The organism is Finegoldia dalianensis (genome assembly GCF_046255015.1).
GTDB classification, from domain to species: Bacteria; Bacillota; Clostridia; order Tissierellales; family Peptoniphilaceae; genus Finegoldia; species Finegoldia magna.
In genome coordinates, this window is record NZ_JBDLBQ010000006.1 from 114,708 (window position 1) to 133,195 (window position 18,488).

The following is an 18,488-nucleotide window of genomic DNA, read 5'->3' on the forward strand; positions in this document are numbered from 1 at the left end:
TTTTGGTTAGTATTAAAACAAACCTCTTAAATTACAGGAAAAATCGATTTATAGGATAATTCAATAAATAAATTTTCATGAAAACGATAGTTTAAAGTACAAATGATTGTTTATATTCAGACAATATGATAAGATTAATGTGACAAAAAAATAAAAAGGAGATGTAAATATGATTAAAAGCTTAATCGCTTTAGTTGTAGCTTTTGCGTTATGCGTAGTTATCGACCGTTTGAAGAAAAAAGGTACTTCATTCATGGTTAGAATTTTATTAGCTACAGCTATGGGTGCGATAGTAGGACTTATTTTCAAAGGAAGCACAGATTACGTAGCAATATTTGGTCGTGTGTTTGCAAGTTTATTACAAGCATTTGTAATTCCATTATTATTATTCTCAATTATTACTACAGTTGCATCTTTGGAAAGCTCAGAAAAATTAAGATCAATGGGTGGCAAAACAATTATTATTTTAGCTTTACACAATGTTTTAGCTGCTATATTGTCTATAATTTTAGGTAAATTAGTAAACATAGGAATGAATGCCAACATCAAAATGGATGTTGCAGACAAGGTTAAGGAAGTTCCACCTTTTGCAGATGTATTTGTAAGTTTCTTCCCTAAGAATATTATAGACAGTATGAGTCACAATAAAATCGTCCCAATTGTAATTTTTGCAATTATTATCGGTATTGTTGTACTTAGATACAATAATAAAGAAGAAATTAAACCATTCATGGATTTTGTAGAAGCTGGTAACAAAGTAATGAACAAAATTATTGGAGAAATCATCGAATTCACTCCATACGCAGTTCTATCTTTATTAGCTAACCAAGTAGCTACATTGGATTTATCATTTGTTAAATCATTATTATTCTTATTATTAATGGTTTATGTAGCATGTTTGTTCCACACATTCATCACTACATCAGCTATGATGAGCTTGATTGCACACATCAATCCATTCAAGTTCCAACGTAAATTCTTCCCAGCATGGTTGATAGCATTTACTACACAAAGCTCAATCGGATCTTTGCCAGCAAATATTAAAGAACAAGAAGACATGGGAACTCCAACAGAAATTGCATCATTTGCAGCATCAATTGGTACTACATTTGGTATGCCAGGATGTGCAGCTGTTTGGCCAATTTTATTAGCCATGTTCACAATCAACGCTCTTAATATTCCGTTCTCAGCTACTCAATACCTTATCATGGTTGGTTCATGCTTGTTCGCATCAATGGGAACAGTAGGAGTACCAGGAACAGGAACTATTCAAGCAACAGCTATTTTTGCTACAATGGGATTACCAGTTGAAATGATTTTAGTATTAAGCCCTATCCAAGGTGTTGCAGATATGGCTCGTACTTCAACTAACGTTCACGCAGGTGGATCTACTGGTGTTATGGTAGCAGCTATGCAACACGATTTAGATCTTGAAAAATATAATGCATAATTGATTAAAAATAGAAGCATTTTGTTAATTACAAAATAGCTTCTATTTTTTGTGATTTTAGTTGAAAATACAAATATTTTGTTCAAATGAAGTTTAGCATAAAGTATTAATTGGGTATTAATAAAGAGATGAAGGCATACTTATTTTGATTGAAGGTATCAATAGGAGGAATTTATGAAAGATAAAAAGAAAGAAAAAAACATGAAAATGGATAAGGATTCTGTAGCTTACATGCAAAAAGGACCTTCCGTAAAAAACGGTCTAGGTGAAAATTTGCCATCAGAAAACGATGAAGTAAAAAATCCTCATCTTAAAAGAGCATCAGGTCAACCAGTTGATAACAACTACGATTCAATGACTTCTGGAAAAAGAGGACACATATCTATGCAAGATATTTGGCTTTTTGAAAAACAAACACATTTTAATAGAGAAGTAATTCCGGAAAGAAGAATGCATGCCAAAGGTTGGGGAGCCTGGGGAGAATTCACTGTAACAGATGATATAACAAAATACACTAAGGCGAAGATTTTCAGTGAAGTAGGAAAGAAAACAAAAATGTTTGCAAGATTTTCCACTGTAGCTGGAGAAAGAGGAGCTACAGACGCTGACAGAGATATCCGTGGATTTGCACTTAGATTTTACACTGAAGATGGAAACTGGGATGTAGTTGGCAATAATACCCCTGTATTCTTTTTAAGAGACCCAATGAATTTCATAGATTTGAATCACGCTGTTAAAAGAGACCCAAAAACAAACAGGAAATCCGCGAATACAAATTGGGATTTTTGGACTTCACTTCCAGAAGCTTTGCATCAAGTGACTATAACTATGAGTGATAGAGGAATTCCGTCTTCGTTTAGATTTATGCATGGATTCAGCTCTCACGCTTACAGTTTTATAAATGCTGACGATGAGAGGGTGTGGGTGAAATTCCATTTTAGAAGTCAACAAGGTATCCAAAACTTGACAGACCAAGAAGCAGATATGGTTAATGCAAAAGATCCAGACTCAAATGGAACAGATTTGTTTGAAGCCATTGAAAAGAAAGACTATCCAAAATGGAAGATGTATGTTCAAATAATGACTGAAAAACAAGCAGATGAACTTGAATATAATCCTTTTGATTTGACTAAAGTATGGTATAAGAAAGATTTTCCATTGATTCCTGTTGGGGAGTTTGTACTTAATAAAAATCCTGAAAATTATTACCAAGATGTAGAACAAGCTGGATTTAGTCCATCAAATAATATTCCAGGAATAGGATTTTCACCAGATAGAATGCTACAAGCAAGACTTTTCTTCTATAATGATGCACAAAATTATAGACTTGGTGTAAATCATCATCAAATTCCTGTAAACAGTCCATTAGGAGTTGAAAATCCTCACGATTATCACCGCGATGGAAGAATGAGAGTAGATGGAAATAAAGGCTCTGAAATATCAATCACTCCAAACAGTTATGGAGCATGGAAAGATCATCGTGAATTTGAACTTCCTGCTGACAAAGGTGGAGATTCTCAAAGATATGACTTCAGAGAAGACGACCATGATTACTTCACACAACCAGGAATGCTTTTTAGAGCGATGACACCTGAACAACAATTAGTATTATTTGAAAATACTGCTAGAAATATGGAAGATTCAACGCTTCAAATCAAGTACAGACACATCAACCATTGTTACCAAGCTGATCCAGACTACGGAAAAGGTGTGGCAGAAGCTTTGGGAATTGATATAAATGATGTTGACTTGACTCCATTGGAATCTAAATCAAGAGAAGAATGGGAAAAGGATCAAGAAAGATACAAAGATTTACAAAAACCTACTAAGCCAGCTGATCCAAAATCAGCAAAAGACTTACCTGAAGAAGGTAGAGATACAAATGTAGAAGATCCAAAAACTTTATCAGATCCAGAAAACGACCCATATTTATTATAAACAATATATTCAAACTATGATAGTTTGTTTCTTTATAAACCAAAAGGATAGGCAGCTGTGCCTATCCTTTTTGAATTCTCTTAAATTCTAATTTGTTTTCAAAATAGTATGAGTATATTTCATTTTCGTCTGGTATATCATCAAAATCTATCAAATAAGTTTGGGTATTAGAATGTGTTCTAACAGCCATAGAAGCGGTCTGTGTGTCGAAAGCACTTATATACCTAGTAAATGTATAGTAATCATGTGAATCGTTCTTAAAGAAGCCCTCAGTGATTTTTAGAGGCTCTAAGATACTAAATGCTGATGAGTATGCTTCATTTACATTATTAGATTTCTTGTGAGTTGACAGGATGTATTTTGCTCTGATGAATCTACTCACAGGATCATAGGCTCCTGTCAAATCTTTTATCTGATTAAACTTGGACAAATCACCGACGGATTTTTCATATTTTTTAACGTGTGAAGAATATTTTGGTGAATTAGTCATTACTTTAGGATTATCTCCACATGGGACTAATTTGTGGTTTTTGTATTCTAAAACCGTCGAATCACCTGTTCTGTCGACAAACATAAAGTGGAAATCAGGGCATATCACAGAATTTCCATCAACATCTTTGTTAGCTAGGTGAATATTGTCCAAATCATTTAACAATTCTTCAACTGTTTTGTAATTTCCAAGTGCAAAATTCATAAAATCTAGTGAATTTGTATTTATTTTTCCTTCAACTGGATGATTGCTGAACAAATTATTTGCGATAAACATATTCGTACAACCGCACAGTCCGTGTTCATTTACACCATCTTTGATAGGGTACAGATTTCTAAAACACATTCCCATCATTTTATATTTTGAACGCAGAGGTTTGTGATACAAATCATCAGCATAATGAAATCCTCTTGGAATATAAATCATGTTGTATTCCAAAGGCACTTCAAAATCAAGCGTACGTGCCATAACAGAGCCTTTTGGATAGTCTACAATAATTGTTGTACACATATTATTCCACTATCATCTTCGCAAGTACATCAGGGTTTCCACAACCAGTAGTCAATACCATGTCATTCTCAGAAACTTTAGAACGAAGATAATCACGTGCTTCTTCAAAAGTTTTGTAGTATTTTGCATTCACACCATTTTTAACTAGTTTTTCGACCAAATCTGTGGAATGAATGCTGTTGTCGAATTTTTCTCTTGCAGCGTATATTTCAGTTACTATAACTTCATCACAATCGTAGAATGCATTGGAAAAATCATCCAATAGCATCTTAGTTCTTGAGTAAGTGTGGGGTTGGAATACGCAGTAGAATTTACCCTTTTTGTGCTCATCTAATGCTTTCAATGTATTTTTGATTTCGGTAGGGTGATGACCATAATCGGTCTTTATTTCACAACCCTTGTAAAATCCTACAGTTTCCATTCTTCTATGAAGATTTTGGTATTCCTTCATATTTTTTCTTATAGTGTCGATATCGATGTGGAATTCGTAACATGCGATAATCGCAGCCACTGCATCGTATATGTTATGACGTCCAATTATAGAAAGTGAGAATTCTTCATCTTTGTCGAACTTTTCAGATGAAATTACAAAAGTAGGATTGCCATTTTCATTAAAAGTTATATCGTGAACGTTGTAATCAGCTTTTTCACTTTCTATACCAAAAGTTATGATTTCACCTTTAATATGAGATAACAGAGGTTCGCAGTTTGGATCGTCTATATTTATAATCGCTTTGGAATTTTCGTCTAAGTTTTTCATGTAGCCAATGAATGTTGCAACGATATGATTTAAATCTTTATAGTAATCTAAGTGATCTTCGTCGATATTCAAAATAATAGCCATTGAAGGATAGTAATTGAGAATATTTGCTTTGTATTCACAAGCTTCAGTAAGCATGTATTCACTATTTCCACAGTGAACATTGCCTTGGATTTCGTCAAGTTTTCCACCTAAAAGTATAGACGGATCAACTTTTGCATCAATTAATATTTTCGCTATCATTGAAGTTGTAGTTGATTTGCCATGAGATCCACTAACTCCTATGGAGTATTTGTAATTTCTCATTAGTGCTCCAAGGAAGACACCCCTGCTTACAACATCTACTCCAAGTTCTCTTGCAGCAACTAATTCTTCGTTGTCGTCTAAGATTGCATCAGTGTATACAATTAAGTCAGGATTTTTGATATTTTCTCTTTTTTGTCCGATAAATATTTCAACTCCTAGACTTTTTAGTCTATTAGTTTCGTCGGATTCTTCTCTATCACTTCCAGAAACTTTGTATCCGTAATGGTTTAACAATTCAGCGATACCACTCATTGATATTCCACCGATTCCTATAAAATGTATATATTTAAATTTGTGCTCTTCTATATTAAAATTGAACATAAGCCCCTCCTTATTTCCAACTGTTATTATATCACAAAAAATTGAGAAATATTGAGCTTTTAAGAGCTTAAAAATCTACAAAAACATTAAGATTTATTTGATATACAAATGTAGTTTTAGTGTTATAATTAGATGGAGGAGAAAACATGAAAGATATATTACTAATCAACGATATGCCAGGATATGGGAGAGTCGCTCTTAGTTGTATGATTCCTGTGCTAAGCAACAAGGGTAAAAGCGTTTTTAATTTGCCAACAGCTGTTGTGAGTAACACTTTGGATTATGGCAAATTTGCTATATTAGATACGACAGAATACATGAAACAAGCTACAAAAGTATGGGAAGAATTGGATTTTAGTTTTGATTTAATAGCTACAGGATTTTTATATAGCTTAAAACAAGTAGACATAATTAAAGACTTCATAAAAAAACAAAAAAACTCACCAGATGTTATTGTTGATCCAATTATGGCAGATAATGGAAAACTTTATAATGGATTGGACGATGATAATATTGAAAATTTCAGAAAACTCATAGATATAGCTACAGTAATTATTCCAAACGAAACAGAAGCTAGAATGATCACTTGTAAGAAGAATGAACCGATTAATGATGTGGCAGAAAAACTTATTCAAATGGGTGCAAAATACGCCGTCATTACAAGTGTAGAAGAAAATAATGAACATTTTGTTTTCTGTATGGATGAGAATTTTGTATCAGATAAAATATATTATGAATACATCGACACATCTTATGCGGGAACAGGGGATTTGTTCTCAGCATTATTCATAAGTCAATATTCAGAAAACAAATCAATATTTGAGTCAGCAAAGTATGCTAGTTTAAAAACGACTGAACTACTGAAACTTTCCTTGGATATTAAGGACAAGGCTCGTGGACTACCAATAGAAAGATTTATAGATATCTTGTAATTTGAAATATTAAAATATTTATTAGAAAGCAATGAATATATCGTTGTAAATTGTATATTCAATTGTTATAATATTATTGCATAAAAATACTAGGGGGATAATATGATTGATTTAGACGCTTTAGAAAAGAGAAATAAAAGAAAAAGCGTGATTATGATGGCAGTTGGCGTCATTCTTATTGCACTGGGAATTCATTTCTTCTTGGCACCAAATAAATTGTCATTAGGTGGGGCAGCCGGTATGGCAATTGTAATAGGCAATTTCGTTCCTATTTCTACGGGTCCAATTCTGATTATCATAAATACGGTTTTATTTATAGTAGGATTTATAATGCTTGGAAAGGCTTTTGGACTTAAAACTATAATTTGTTCTTTGGGACTTAGTTTACTGGTTTGGATTTTAGATATTGTATTTCCTATGGAAAAACCATTATTTGAAGGAAAAATGATTCAATTAATAGCAGCAGTAATGATTTATGGGACAGGTGTGGGGATTGTACTTAATAATTACGCATCAACAGGTGGATCTGACATATTCGCTAAGATATTGAATAAATACTTGGGAATTGAGTTGGGTAAAGGATGTTTGATGGTGGATTTCCTTATCACATTATCAGCATGGTATGCCTACGGAACAGAAATAGCTATATACTCACTTGTAGGTACTGTACTTAACGGTTTAATAATAGATTTTACAATTAATGGTATGAACACATCAAAACTTTGCACCATTACTACTTCAAAGCCTGATGAAGTAAGCAAATTCTTAGTAGACAATCTTACAAGATCTGCTAATATTTACACAGCAAAGGGTGCTTATTCCGGAATGGAAAAAGAAATTGTTCAAACAGTTGTAAGCAACAGAGATTTTATTATGTTAAAAAAATACATCCAAGAAATAGATCCATTAGCATTCGTTATTGTATGTAATGCAAGTGAAACATATGGTTGGAGATGGAGAAATATAATAGAATAATTTGATTAAAGATAACCTTAGATTATTAGTTTGATTAAACTTTTAGTCTAAGGTTTTTTTATTGTGGAAAAAGTAGGGAAAAAATAATTTGGAAAAACTCTAAAAATAGCTCAAAAAAAAAGATGTGTGAAAAATCACACATCTTTTTAAAAGCCTATAGAATTATTCTATATAACCATTTTGTTTTAGTATTTGTGATGCTTTATCTAAGTTTGCATCAGACACTTGAACGATTGGACCAGTACAGCCCATACCGCTTTCAGCGTATATATTTTCTTTCCATAAAGCTTGAACAGCATCTTCAATTTCAAGAATGTCAATTCCTGAGATTGTTGCAGATACAACTTCTTTGTCTGGCATTTTAACTTCTTCAGAAGATTCCTTTGGAGCTTCTTTCTTAGTTAAAGAATCTAAGATGCCTTTGAAGTCAGCTTTTTCAGCTTGTTTATAGATAGATTTTTTATTGTTATCAATTCCACCAGCTACTGTTTGGTAAGCATATTTTAAAGCATTTGCAACTACAGGAGCACCTGAAGCACGAGATACTATAAATATGTTTCTTTCGTAGCCTTCACCGATACCAGGACCATATCCAAAACCAGTAGTTTCGTAGTTACCACCTGATGTGAATGATCCGAACATCTTCATTAATAAGTTACCTGTTAATGAATCAGTTACCATTACATCACAGCTTCCCATAAGAAGGTCATTACCTCTCATTACGATACCACCATCAGCTCTTTGGCTTTCAGCAAATTCGATATCGAATCCGTTGTCTTTGAAGTGTTTCAAAGCTTTTTCTACTTGTCTTGCACCATCGATATTTAAAATACCAACTGTTGGTTTTGCGATACCACAAGATTTAGCTGCGATAACACCTGCAACTGTATTTCTTACCATAGCTTTTGTTCTTTCTGTATCACTAGTTCCTGTAGTAGTAGCTAAGAACATTTCTTTGCCAGTACCAGGAGTGATTACTCTACCAACTGTTGAAACACCGATAGGGAAGTTGTAGTGAAGAGTTACACATGCTTGAATTTCGCCACTGTCTAGTAATTCTTCCATCTTCTTGTACATATCTTCATCGTTATCAACTTCATAAGTTTCATGTTCATCATCAACTTTTTCGCCGATAACAACTACTTCAAAAAGATCAGAATCAGCTAATTCAATAGCTTTTTTCATGTTTTCAACACCGTGTTCACTACCTAAAGTAGTAAGACCGATTTTTACTTTCTTACCAAATTTTCCGCTTTCGATAGCTTCAGATATTTCAAGAAATACTTCGGAAATTTTTTTATTATCCATGTCTACACCTCTATTCTGCTAAAAGATTTTCAGCTAGTTTTCTCATGGATTCTGCGATTACTTTCTTAATTTGATCCTTTTCTGATTCAGATGAAACTGATGATTCATCTTCCATTTTACCATCATTTCTTTCCATAACGATAGATACACCATCAAATAAGTTAGTCATTCTACCTAGGAACAAACTACCTTTACCAACGAACATTACTCTGTTGTAATCTCCTTCAGTTAAGTCTTTAATAGCATGTCCTGCATAAGGAATACCTGATGGGATGTGTCCTTGTGTTGGAGCCCAACCTACTAAGCCTTTTTCTTTAATGAAATTAGCTAATTCTTTTCTGTCTAAGTCTCCTTGTTTAACAGCAAGGGCAGCGATCATCTTATAGTTAGCTTCAGGAACATTTCCAGCTCCGGCAGGTTTAGTGATATCTGGGTTTTGCATTTCTACAGAGTATTTATCTACATCAGTAATCTTTAATCCATTTTCTTCTAATGAATGAGATACTAAGCTTGAGATAACTGCTTGTGGTGAAGAACCAGTCTTAACTGTGTGACGTCCTACGATGTCAGTTCTTAATACTGGGTGAACACCATCATTTTCTGAGATTAAAATTGCAAATCCACCAACTACGTCTTCAAGAACTGGGAAGCCCTTTTTAACGTGGTCTTTAGCGTTCATACCTAATTTAGCAGTTGAACCACCTGCTACTACCATAACATTCTTATAAACACCAGATTTAACTAAAGCACTTGCTTCGATTAATGAGTGAATAGGAGCTGCACAGAATCCTCTTGTATCAGAACCTGTTGCATTTTGTAATCCTACGATTTCAGCGATAGATTTTGCGAAGTTACCGCCACCTCTTTGGTTAACGTCTCCGCAGGCTTCTTCTGAACATTCGATTACATAATCTATATCATCTCTATTAATGTCGTTCTTAGTAACTAATTCAACAGCTGCTAGAACACCTGAAGCTTTTACTACTAAGTTTTCGAACATTGTGTGAGCGCTTAAGTTTACGTCGATATCATGAGCTGCTTTGATATAACCACAAACTTTTCCGTCATGGTATAAAGCTTCTGCCATGTGAGTGTCGAATAATTCTTGAGCATTTGAAATATCAGATCCTTTTAGGTGACCGAAATATGGTTCTAAAATAGGATATTCTTTTTCGATAACTGGTTTGATTTCGTTTACGAATTCTTCAGAAAGTTTTACTAAGTCGAATGCATCACTCATTTGCAATAGGGCAATGAATACGTCTTGTTTTACGATTTTACCCATTTTACCATCAGCCTTACCTTCTTCGTAAGAATGGTCTGTAAATGGCATTTCGTAATTTTCAAGTTCTTGAGGAGATACATTTCCTATATAAACTTGGTTAGGAAGATATTTTACTACCTCATCAAAACTTCTAATGTGTTTTCCAACTTCTTTTAAGAATTCAGAATCTGGGTTTACTACTCTTTCAGTTTGACATGTTGATCCGTTTTGGATAATCATATCAGGAGTGTTGACTAATACATAGCCAGCTCCCTTTAATACTGGAAAATTCATCTGTTAACTATTCTCCTTTATTATTTATTTATATTTGAATTAGTCTTCAAAAACTGTTTGATCTTCTACCTCTGTAGTTAAAGCGTTTAATGCTTTCATAACAATCTTTTTACGAAGACTATATTCTTCTTCTTTAGTTAATGCTGGGTTTCCTAATGGGTGAGGAATAGCAATAGCTGGGACAATTCTGTTAGCACCTACTGTTAATGAGATAGGAGTAACTGTACAAATATGAACAACAGGAAGTCCTGTACGTTCAATTGCTTTTACCATCGTTGCACCGCAACGTGTACAAGTACCTCAGGTACTAGTAAGAACAACTGCGTCTACGTTGTCAGCTAATAATTTTTCACCAATTTCAGTACCGAAAGCATCAGCATTAGCAACGGCAGTACCATTACCTACAGTTGCATACCAAGTTTCGTGTAATGAACCAATAACGCCTTCTTTTTCTAATTCTCTCATAACATCGATTGGTAATACTCTGTCGCCATCTTCGTTAGCGTATACTGGGTCGTATCCACCGTGAGCTGTTTCAGAGTTTTCAGCTGTCAAATCATTGATTCCTGAGAAATCATATGAACCGTATTTAGTTGCTGAAGATGATTCGATGTGATCTGGGTTTCCTTTTGGAACTGTACCACCAGAAGTTACAAGAGCGATTCTTGCTTTTGATAAATCTTTGATAGCTTTACCAGGTTCAACTCTGTCGAATGCAGGCATTGGATATTCTGTTTCGAATTCTTCGCCATTAATTTTCTTAATAAGCATTTCAACAGCTCTTTGAGAACCGATTTTGTCTGCAAAGAAGTTAACACGAACTCCTCTTTCAATATATCCTTCTTCTTTAGGAGCGCCAATTTCTTCTCCCTTAGCAACCTTAGGACCTAATTTACCGATTTTCTTCATAGCGTCTCTCATACCAGCGGCACTATTTTTAGTTTCTACGATATAAACGTCCTTTTTGTACATATCTGCACCTGGGTTTTCAGGATACATACCTGTTAATACAGGAATATTTAATTCATCTTTAACTGCTTTAGCCATAGTACCAGCAGCAACACCGTATCTACCAGCGTTGAATGCAGGACCAGTTACTACGAAGTCTGGGTTAGCTTCTTTAATCATTTCCAATACTTCTTTTTGAGCAGATTCCATATTTTCACCGAAATATGAGTCACCACATACTACAGTTCTAACTACTTCAAAATCTTCTCCCAATGCTTTAGCTAATTGAGAAGAGATAGGAGGTAATTCTTCTGCTATAAATGGTTTTATATCAGCTTTTTCTTCTCCACCAATACCAGCGAAGAATTGGTTTATATAATGAACAACTTTAATTTTATCCATTAAGCTTACTTCCTTTCTTTATAAAAATTTACAATAATCGCTTCTGATATCGTTCATTTCTTCAGCGATTTCATCAACGTCAAGAACCATTTCCATCATACCAACTTGTTCATCATAAACGTCAGCATCGAATTGTTCTTTACATTCTTCTTCAACAACATGGTAAACTAACAATCCAAGTTCAACGCCTGCTAATGGGCCTGCGAATGTTGGGTCACCTGCTGTTACTGTTTCAGCTGCAAGACCTGCAGCTTCAGCTTCTGCGGCACCTAGAAGAACCACTACGTTTTCAGCTCCGTATTGTTCAGCGAAGTCTTTAACTCTCTTTTGGTTTTCTAAGTCCATAGCTCCTGCACTAGTTCAGACGAAACATTCTGTAGATGAGAAAATTACTTCTGTGTTAGGAACTGTGTTTACACATGTTTCAATTGCAAGACCTGGAATTCCATCACGGTCTCCAATTATGATAACTTTTTTATTTTCTAAAAATCCCATAACTTTCCTTTCTTAAATTTATATTTTTTTGAATAAATCTTTTTTATATTAATAAATATTAATAAGTTTTTGCTGTTAAAGTGTTGAATCCAGTTTCGTTAGTAGCACCAGTAATTGCTTGGATTTCTACTTCGATTGTACCGTCATCTTTTAATGCTCCATCAGATCCACCTGCGATAGTGTCAACGAATTGGATATGACCAATTACTTTGTCCATCTTTGGTAAAGTGATGAATTGGTTAGCATTACCACCAGTTACTACTGCGTTTGCAGCTGGGTCAGCATCTGCTAATGATTGAGAAGCACCGTCACGTCCTGCATATTCATCAGTGATGATAACAGTTTGGATTCCTTTACCTTCAATCTTCTTACAGTTCATGATTAAGTCAGTATCTGGGTTACCGAAACCTTCTTGTGATACGATAGCAGCGTCAGCTCCTAAGAATTCACAAAGTTTTGCAGTCATGTCAGAGTGTCTGATCTTATCCATCAAGTATACATTTTCGTTAGTAATTACAACTCCTAAGAAGTTGATTGATTTACCGTGTTCTTTGTATAATTCTCTGATTACACCATTGTTTAAGTGAACGTAAGTTGGGTTTTTGTCACAAGCACTTACACAGTTACCTGAACAAATTGCTCCGTCCATGATTTCAGTTGGGTATAAGAAAGTTGGAATAATTTTCTTAGCGTCAACTCCATAAACATAAGTGTCGTGTAATAAACCTTGAGTTTGTAACATGTAAACATATACAACTTTTGGTAATTCTGGATATTGTTTAACTTGTTCTAAGATTGGAAGAGTTTCGAATGTTTCCCATTCATCTGCTTCTAAATCTTTTGCTAATCTACCGATGAAATCAGTGATTCTTAAACCAGCCATTCTAACGCCAGCTTCGTGATTGTGTTGTTTAACACCTTCAACTGGTTCGATAGTTACTACTAAGTTAACTGTCTTAGAGAATGGAGTATATTCAGCACCTAAACCTGACATATCGATGATACCTTCTTGGAATCCAACGATTTTACCTGTTGTAACAACGGCCATGTCTTTAAGAGCGATAGTTTTACCTGAACCAACAGGATCAACTTTGTTTAATATTCCTGGGAATATTTCTCCACCTTCAACTTTAACTCTTGGTTCGTTAACATCCTTAACTGGTGTTATACGAGTGCTTTCGCCTGGATGAGCGATATCAAAATCAATTGATTCTAAGTGTTCATCATCAGCTACACCTGATACATCTGCTAATTCTTTCTTATTAAGATACAAAATGTGGTCTTCGATTCTTGACTCACCTTCATCAAAGATGATGTCTTTAATAAAAATCTTACCTAATTCAAGACGCATATCTTAACCTCCTATAATAATTTTTTATTTAAACTCAATAGGGGAGTGACCCCTAATGAGTTTTTAACTAATTTACTTCTACTTTAATCTAGCTTTAGATTAGTTGTAGTGTTTTTGGATCATTGCTTCTATGTTTTCCAAATTAGCGTCATCTTTATTGATTTCATCAATTTTTTGACCGTCTTTGTACATTAACATAGTTGGTAATCCTAATACTTGTTGTTTGATAGCAACTCTTCTAGCTGAAGTAATGTTTAGTGAACAGAATTTAATTTTGTCACCGTATTTTTCAGCTAATTCATGAACGCCTGGCATAAGTGCCTTACATGGTTCACATCCGTCACTCCAGAAGTCTACGAATACTAATCCTTCAGCTTCTAATACTTCTGGTTCAAAAGTTTTCTTGTCTAATTCTAACATTTCAAATGCCTCCTAAAATTTTTATATTAATATTCTATCCAAAGTCTGACTAATGATGTCGAAATCTACAACTCTGAAATCATCTAAGATTTCAGGCGGCCAACGCTTTGGTTTAGAAATATTCATAAACTTAGTTGCAGTGTTGATAGATTCTTCAATCATCATCAAAGAATCAGTATCAAATTTGTCACCCTTTTCCAAAATAACAGATCTAAAAACAGTTTCGTTTGGTTTTACTGATCCATAAAGTGGATGAGTGACTAGGCGATAATTTTGATGAATTAAATCGCGAGCTTTTTTCAAAATTCCGATGTAGTCGATATCAATGTATTCAACTGTTACATCATTCCTTTTGATAGCATCTTTAAAAAATTCATTGTTTGTGATTAATAACATCTTTTACCCTACCTGTCTTTTGATTCGTTATAAGCTATTTTCTAGCTCAATATTATTATATAACAAAATCACTCAAATGTAATCATATATAGGAAATCATAATAACCGCTCATAAAAAATCACAAATTACTTTATCAAATGAAATTTAATTTGTTAAAACCAAAACATTAAAACGTAAATAAAAAATTCGAATTCTATTCTGATTTAAAAAGCGATTACGATCTTCCAATCGCTATATGATAGACAATTCTCTGCACTTATATTATAATTTACTCATAAGTTAATGTCAAATACAGTTATATTATATAGAAGAAAATGGAGGACAAAAAAATGGGAGCTAATTTACAAGAAATGTTCAAGAAACTTCCTCAAGTTTCAGAAATTTTAGAATCGGAAGAAATTTTAAAAGCTTATGAAGAATATCCTGAAAGTTTAATTAAAGATTCTGTGAGAGAATCCATAGAATTTTTTAGAAATAGAATATTAAATAAAGAAGAGTTTGATTTTTACAACAAAGATGTTATCGATAAGGCATTTGAACTGATGGACAAAAATTTTTCTCCATCATTGAAACCAGTAATAAATGCAACAGGAGTTATTTTACATACAAATCTTGGTAGATCACTATTAAATGAAAAAGTTGTAGATAACTTGTGTAAAATCGCTGGGAATTATTCTAACTTGGAGTACGACTTAGATGAAGGCAAAAGAGGCTCCAGATATGTTCATGCTGTAGAACTTTTAAAAAGAATCACAAAAGCAGAGGATGCTGTAGTTGTAAATAATAATGCGGCTGCTGTTTTTCTTGCCTTAAATACTTTAGCTCAAAACAAACAAGCTATTATAAGTAGAGGAGAACTTGTTGAAGTCGGGGGATCTTTTAGAATATCTTCAATTATGGAAAAATCTGGTGCAAAATTAGTAGAGGTTGGTTCAACTAACAAAACACATTTATACGATTATGAAGATAATATTAATGAAGAAACTGCTCTTATAATGAAAGTCCACACGTCCAACTACTCTGTAGTAGGATTTAGCGAAAGTGTAAGTGGAGATGAATTGAGAGATTTGTGTGATGAGAAAGGCATACATTTAATAGAAGATTTGGGTTCAGGTTCGTTGATAGATTTGTCAAAGTTTGGCCTTAGTTATGAAAGAACTGTGAAGGATTGTATAAATGAAGGAATTGATTTGGTATCATTCTCTGGCGACAAGATTTTAGGTGGACCTCAAGCGGGAATTATTGTTGGAAAGAAAGAATTGATATCTAAAATCAAGAAAAATCAATTATTAAGAGCTTTCAGAGTTGATAAATTTACATTAGGAGCTTTAGAGGAAACTCTAAAATTCTACTTAGATGATGAAAAGGCAATTGCAAATATCCCAACTTTGAAGATGATATCCATGCCAAAAGAAGAAATTCTTAGAAAAGCAGAAAAACTTAAATCTATGATAGAAAAAGAAGTGGACTTGAATATGGAAATTGTGGAATCTCAAAGCGAAGTTGGAGGTGGGGCATACCCATTAGACAAACTAAATTCGTATTCTATTGCCGTTAAACCAGAAATGAAAGTATCAGAATTTGAACGTAGACTTAGAATATCTGATGAACATATTATTGGAACTGTTCACGATGATACATTCTTCATGGATTTAAGGTGTGTTTTTGAAAAAGATTTTGAAAGAATTGTAAATGTAATAAAATCTAATTTATCGTAGAGAACTATGAGGAAAATCCCGGATTTTTAATTCGGGATTTTTTGACTAATTGAACAAAAAATTTAGAAAAAATGTAGGAAAATATTTACAAAGTTAGAATTAATATGTTATAATTACTAAAAAGGATTTGATCCTTGTTTTTTTTATTGTTTATTGTTTTAATGTAAAAATTTTAAGTTAATAATATTTAACTCTTTGCATTTTTTGGAAAACGATACACATTAAATAATGTCAATCAGAAGAAAAATCAATAGGAGGTAAATTATGAAACAAAAGTATAACATAGGTCAGGTAATCACCTATGCGGGAGCTTTTATTGCATTACTTATAGGCTCTGGATTTGCAACGGGCCAAGAAATTTTACAATTCTTTTCTTCATATAGACTATATGGACTTATAGGAATTATGATTTGTTTTGGGCTGTTTACGTTTGCAGGATTATCATTCTTAAACGACGGTTATTATTCAAAATTTGAAAAACCAAACCAAATTTACAAATTGATGTGTGGAAATAAGATAGGAACTGTCGTAGATTACTATGCGGTATTTTTTATTTTTTTATCTTATACAGTAATGATTGCTGGTGCACAAGCGACCGCTGTTCAACACTTTAATGCACCGAAATATGTAGGTGGAGCTATTATGGCTGCGGTTGTTATTTTAGTCGTAATGCTTGGATTAGGTAAGATTGTAGATGTTATCGGTAAGATTGGACCTGTTATTGCGATAATGGCAATAGTAATAGGGTTAATTTCTATATTCATGAATATGGGTAATTTACAATCAAGTCTTGATCTTATTGAAAAATTAGTTAACAGTGGAGAAATTAAAGTAGCTAGTAAGAACTTTTTCCTAGCAGCTGGATCATATGTAGGGTTTAATATGATATGGTTAGTTGCGTTCTTGGCAGAAGTAGGAAACAAGGCAAAGAGCTTAAAAGATGCAGAAGCTGGAGTTTTTATTGGATCTACAGGATTTTCAGTTGCGATATTCATTATGAGTATTGCAATCATATTATCAATTCCTGATTTGTACGACTCACAAATTCCGGTTTTAGTATTAGCAGGAAAAATTAATCCAATTCTTGCAACAATATTCTCAATATTTATAATGTTAGGTATATTTACAACATCAGTTCCATTGTTGTGGACAGTAACAGGAAGATTCTTTGATGAAGGCACGAAGAAATACAAATTATTTACTTTAATAGCTGGTATTGTTGGGGCAGTTATTGGATTAACTTTGAAATTTGACTCTTTAGTAAACATAGTATACGTTGTTAATGGATATATCGGAATGGTTCTATTAGCATGGATGATTATTAGAAGTGCAACAGGAAAAGCTAAAAAACAAAGAATGGAAGCAGCACAAAGAAATAATATTGAATTTGAAGATTAAATTAGTCGGCGATTTATATCGCTGACTTTTTAATGAGTTTATTTATAAAAATTTACTATTAATCAGATAAAATAATAACAAAATAATTTATTGTAAAAATCGAATATCCAACAAAAAAACAGCCTAATTAAAGGCTGTTTTCTTTTTAAATAATAATAAGAAGAATATTCACTTTAAGTGAAATGTTAGATTTTATAAAAATTTACAATAATCGCTTCTGATATCGTTCATTTCTTCAGCGATTTCATCAACGTCAAGAACCATTTCCATCATACCAACTTGTTCATCATAAACGTCAGCATCGAATTGTTCTTTACATTCTTCTTCAACAACATGGTAAACTAACAATCCAAGTTCAACGCCTGCTAATGGGCCTGCGAATGTTGGGTCACCTGCTGTTACTGTTTCAGCTGCAAGACCTGCAGCTTCAGCTTCTGCGGCACCTAGAAGAACCACTACGTTTTCAGCTCCGTATTGTTCAGCGAAGTCTTTAACTCTCTTTTGGTTTTCTAAGTCCATAGCTCCTGCACTAGTTCAGACAAAGCATTCAGTACTTGAGAAAATTACTTCTGCATTTTCTACTGTGTTTACACATGTTTCAATTGCAAGACCTGGAATTCCGTCACGGTCTCCAATGATTATAACTTTTTTATTTTCTAAAAAACCCATAATACATCCTTTCTTTATTTTAAAATATATTTTTCATTCTAATAAGAAGAATGAAATTACCACAATCGAACGCCTATCGTTCGTTGACATCATTATAATATCATAATAAAAAAAAATTGCAAATTTCACAGTGGAAATCTGC

16 protein-coding genes are annotated in these 18,488 nt (G+C 33.4%); 6 read left to right on the forward strand and 10 right to left on the reverse strand.

Annotated features, from left to right (window positions below; all coding sequences use genetic code 11):
* The first annotated feature begins 169 nt into the window (after nt 1-169).
* Both ABDJ34_RS07465 and ABDJ34_RS07470 read left to right on the forward strand, forming a co-directional pair.
* The gene (locus ABDJ34_RS07465) at nt 170-1,450 is read left to right on the forward strand and encodes a dicarboxylate/amino acid:cation symporter (RefSeq protein WP_412701908.1); all 1,281 of its coding nucleotides are present in this window, start codon (nt 170-172) and stop codon (nt 1,448-1,450) included.
* 174 nt (nt 1,451-1,624) lie between these two features.
* A complete protein-coding gene (locus ABDJ34_RS07470) occupies nt 1,625-3,388 on the forward strand; it encodes a catalase (RefSeq protein ID WP_412701909.1) in 1,764 nt (587 codons plus the stop codon).
* Nucleotides 3,389-3,449: 61 nt separating this feature from the next.
* Here the strand turns inward: ABDJ34_RS07470 and ABDJ34_RS07475 are convergent, their stop codons facing one another.
* Together ABDJ34_RS07475 and murC are read right to left on the reverse strand one after the other, a co-directional pair.
* The gene (locus ABDJ34_RS07475) at nt 3,450-4,388 is read right to left on the reverse strand and encodes a linear amide C-N hydrolase (protein WP_412701910.1); all 939 of its coding nucleotides are present in this window, start codon (nt 4,386-4,388) and stop codon (nt 3,450-3,452) included.
* A 1-nt stretch (nt 4,389) separates the two neighbouring features.
* On the reverse strand, nt 4,390-5,775 hold the full coding sequence (gene murC, locus ABDJ34_RS07480) for a UDP-N-acetylmuramate--L-alanine ligase (protein WP_412701911.1): 1,386 nt from the start codon (nt 5,773-5,775) through the stop codon (nt 4,390-4,392).
* A gap of 146 nt (nt 5,776-5,921) precedes the next feature.
* On the opposite strand from murC, the gene ABDJ34_RS07485 reads away from it, so the two are divergent.
* Together ABDJ34_RS07485 and ABDJ34_RS07490 are read left to right on the forward strand one after the other, a co-directional pair.
* Nucleotides 5,922-6,707, forward strand: coding sequence for a PfkB family carbohydrate kinase (locus tag ABDJ34_RS07485; protein ID WP_094205382.1), 786 nt, complete (start codon nt 5,922-5,924; stop codon nt 6,705-6,707).
* Between the two features lie 102 nt (nt 6,708-6,809).
* Nucleotides 6,810-7,682 carry a YitT family protein gene (locus tag ABDJ34_RS07490; protein ID WP_094205383.1) on the forward strand — a complete coding sequence of 291 codons (873 nt, stop codon included), beginning with the start codon at nt 6,810-6,812 and terminating at the stop codon, nt 7,680-7,682.
* Between the two features lie 162 nt (nt 7,683-7,844).
* Here the strand turns inward: ABDJ34_RS07490 and grdD are convergent, their stop codons facing one another.
* The 7 genes from grdD to ABDJ34_RS07525 form a co-directional block, all read right to left on the reverse strand.
* Entirely contained in the window at nt 7,845-8,990 is a 1,146-nt protein-coding gene (gene grdD, locus ABDJ34_RS07495; RefSeq protein WP_412701912.1) for a glycine/sarcosine/betaine reductase complex component C subunit alpha, read from the reverse strand.
* A 10-nt stretch (nt 8,991-9,000) separates the two neighbouring features.
* Nucleotides 9,001-10,548 (reverse strand): glycine/sarcosine/betaine reductase complex component C subunit beta, encoded by a 1,548-nt coding sequence (gene grdC / locus ABDJ34_RS07500; RefSeq protein ID WP_412701913.1) that lies wholly within the window; start codon nt 10,546-10,548, stop codon nt 9,001-9,003.
* Between the two features lie 39 nt (nt 10,549-10,587).
* A complete protein-coding gene (gene grdB / locus ABDJ34_RS07505) occupies nt 10,588-11,898 on the reverse strand; it encodes a glycine reductase complex selenoprotein B (RefSeq protein ID WP_412701914.1) in 1,311 nt (436 codons plus the stop codon).
* A gap of 18 nt (nt 11,899-11,916) precedes the next feature.
* A complete protein-coding gene (gene grdA, locus ABDJ34_RS07510) occupies nt 11,917-12,393 on the reverse strand; it encodes a glycine/sarcosine/betaine reductase complex selenoprotein A (protein WP_080545251.1) in 477 nt (158 codons plus the stop codon).
* A gap of 58 nt (nt 12,394-12,451) precedes the next feature.
* Nucleotides 12,452-13,744, reverse strand: coding sequence for a glycine/sarcosine/betaine reductase component B subunit (locus ABDJ34_RS07515; protein WP_412701915.1), 1,293 nt, complete (start codon nt 13,742-13,744; stop codon nt 12,452-12,454).
* Between the two features lie 99 nt (nt 13,745-13,843).
* The gene (gene trxA / locus ABDJ34_RS07520; RefSeq protein ID WP_002835444.1) at nt 13,844-14,164 is read right to left on the reverse strand and encodes a thioredoxin TrxA; all 321 of its coding nucleotides are present in this window, start codon (nt 14,162-14,164) and stop codon (nt 13,844-13,846) included.
* Between the two features lie 21 nt (nt 14,165-14,185).
* On the reverse strand, nt 14,186-14,560 hold the full coding sequence (locus ABDJ34_RS07525; protein WP_094205388.1) for a GrdX family protein: 375 nt from the start codon (nt 14,558-14,560) through the stop codon (nt 14,186-14,188).
* A gap of 330 nt (nt 14,561-14,890) precedes the next feature.
* On the opposite strand from ABDJ34_RS07525, the gene selA reads away from it, so the two are divergent.
* Nucleotides 14,891-16,279: an L-seryl-tRNA(Sec) selenium transferase gene (selA, locus tag ABDJ34_RS07530; RefSeq protein WP_412701916.1), complete on the forward strand. Its 1,389-nt coding sequence runs from the start codon at nt 14,891-14,893 to the stop codon at nt 16,277-16,279.
* 264 nt (nt 16,280-16,543) lie between these two features.
* Nucleotides 16,544-17,677, forward strand: coding sequence for a YkvI family membrane protein (locus ABDJ34_RS07535; RefSeq protein WP_412701917.1), 1,134 nt, complete (start codon nt 16,544-16,546; stop codon nt 17,675-17,677).
* Nucleotides 17,678-17,869: 192 nt separating this feature from the next.
* On the opposite strand, the gene grdA (ABDJ34_RS07540) is transcribed toward ABDJ34_RS07535, so the two are convergent.
* Nucleotides 17,870-18,346: a glycine/sarcosine/betaine reductase complex selenoprotein A gene (grdA, locus tag ABDJ34_RS07540; RefSeq protein ID WP_412701918.1), complete on the reverse strand. Its 477-nt coding sequence runs from the start codon at nt 18,344-18,346 to the stop codon at nt 17,870-17,872.
* Nucleotides 18,347-18,488 lie beyond the last annotated feature (142 nt).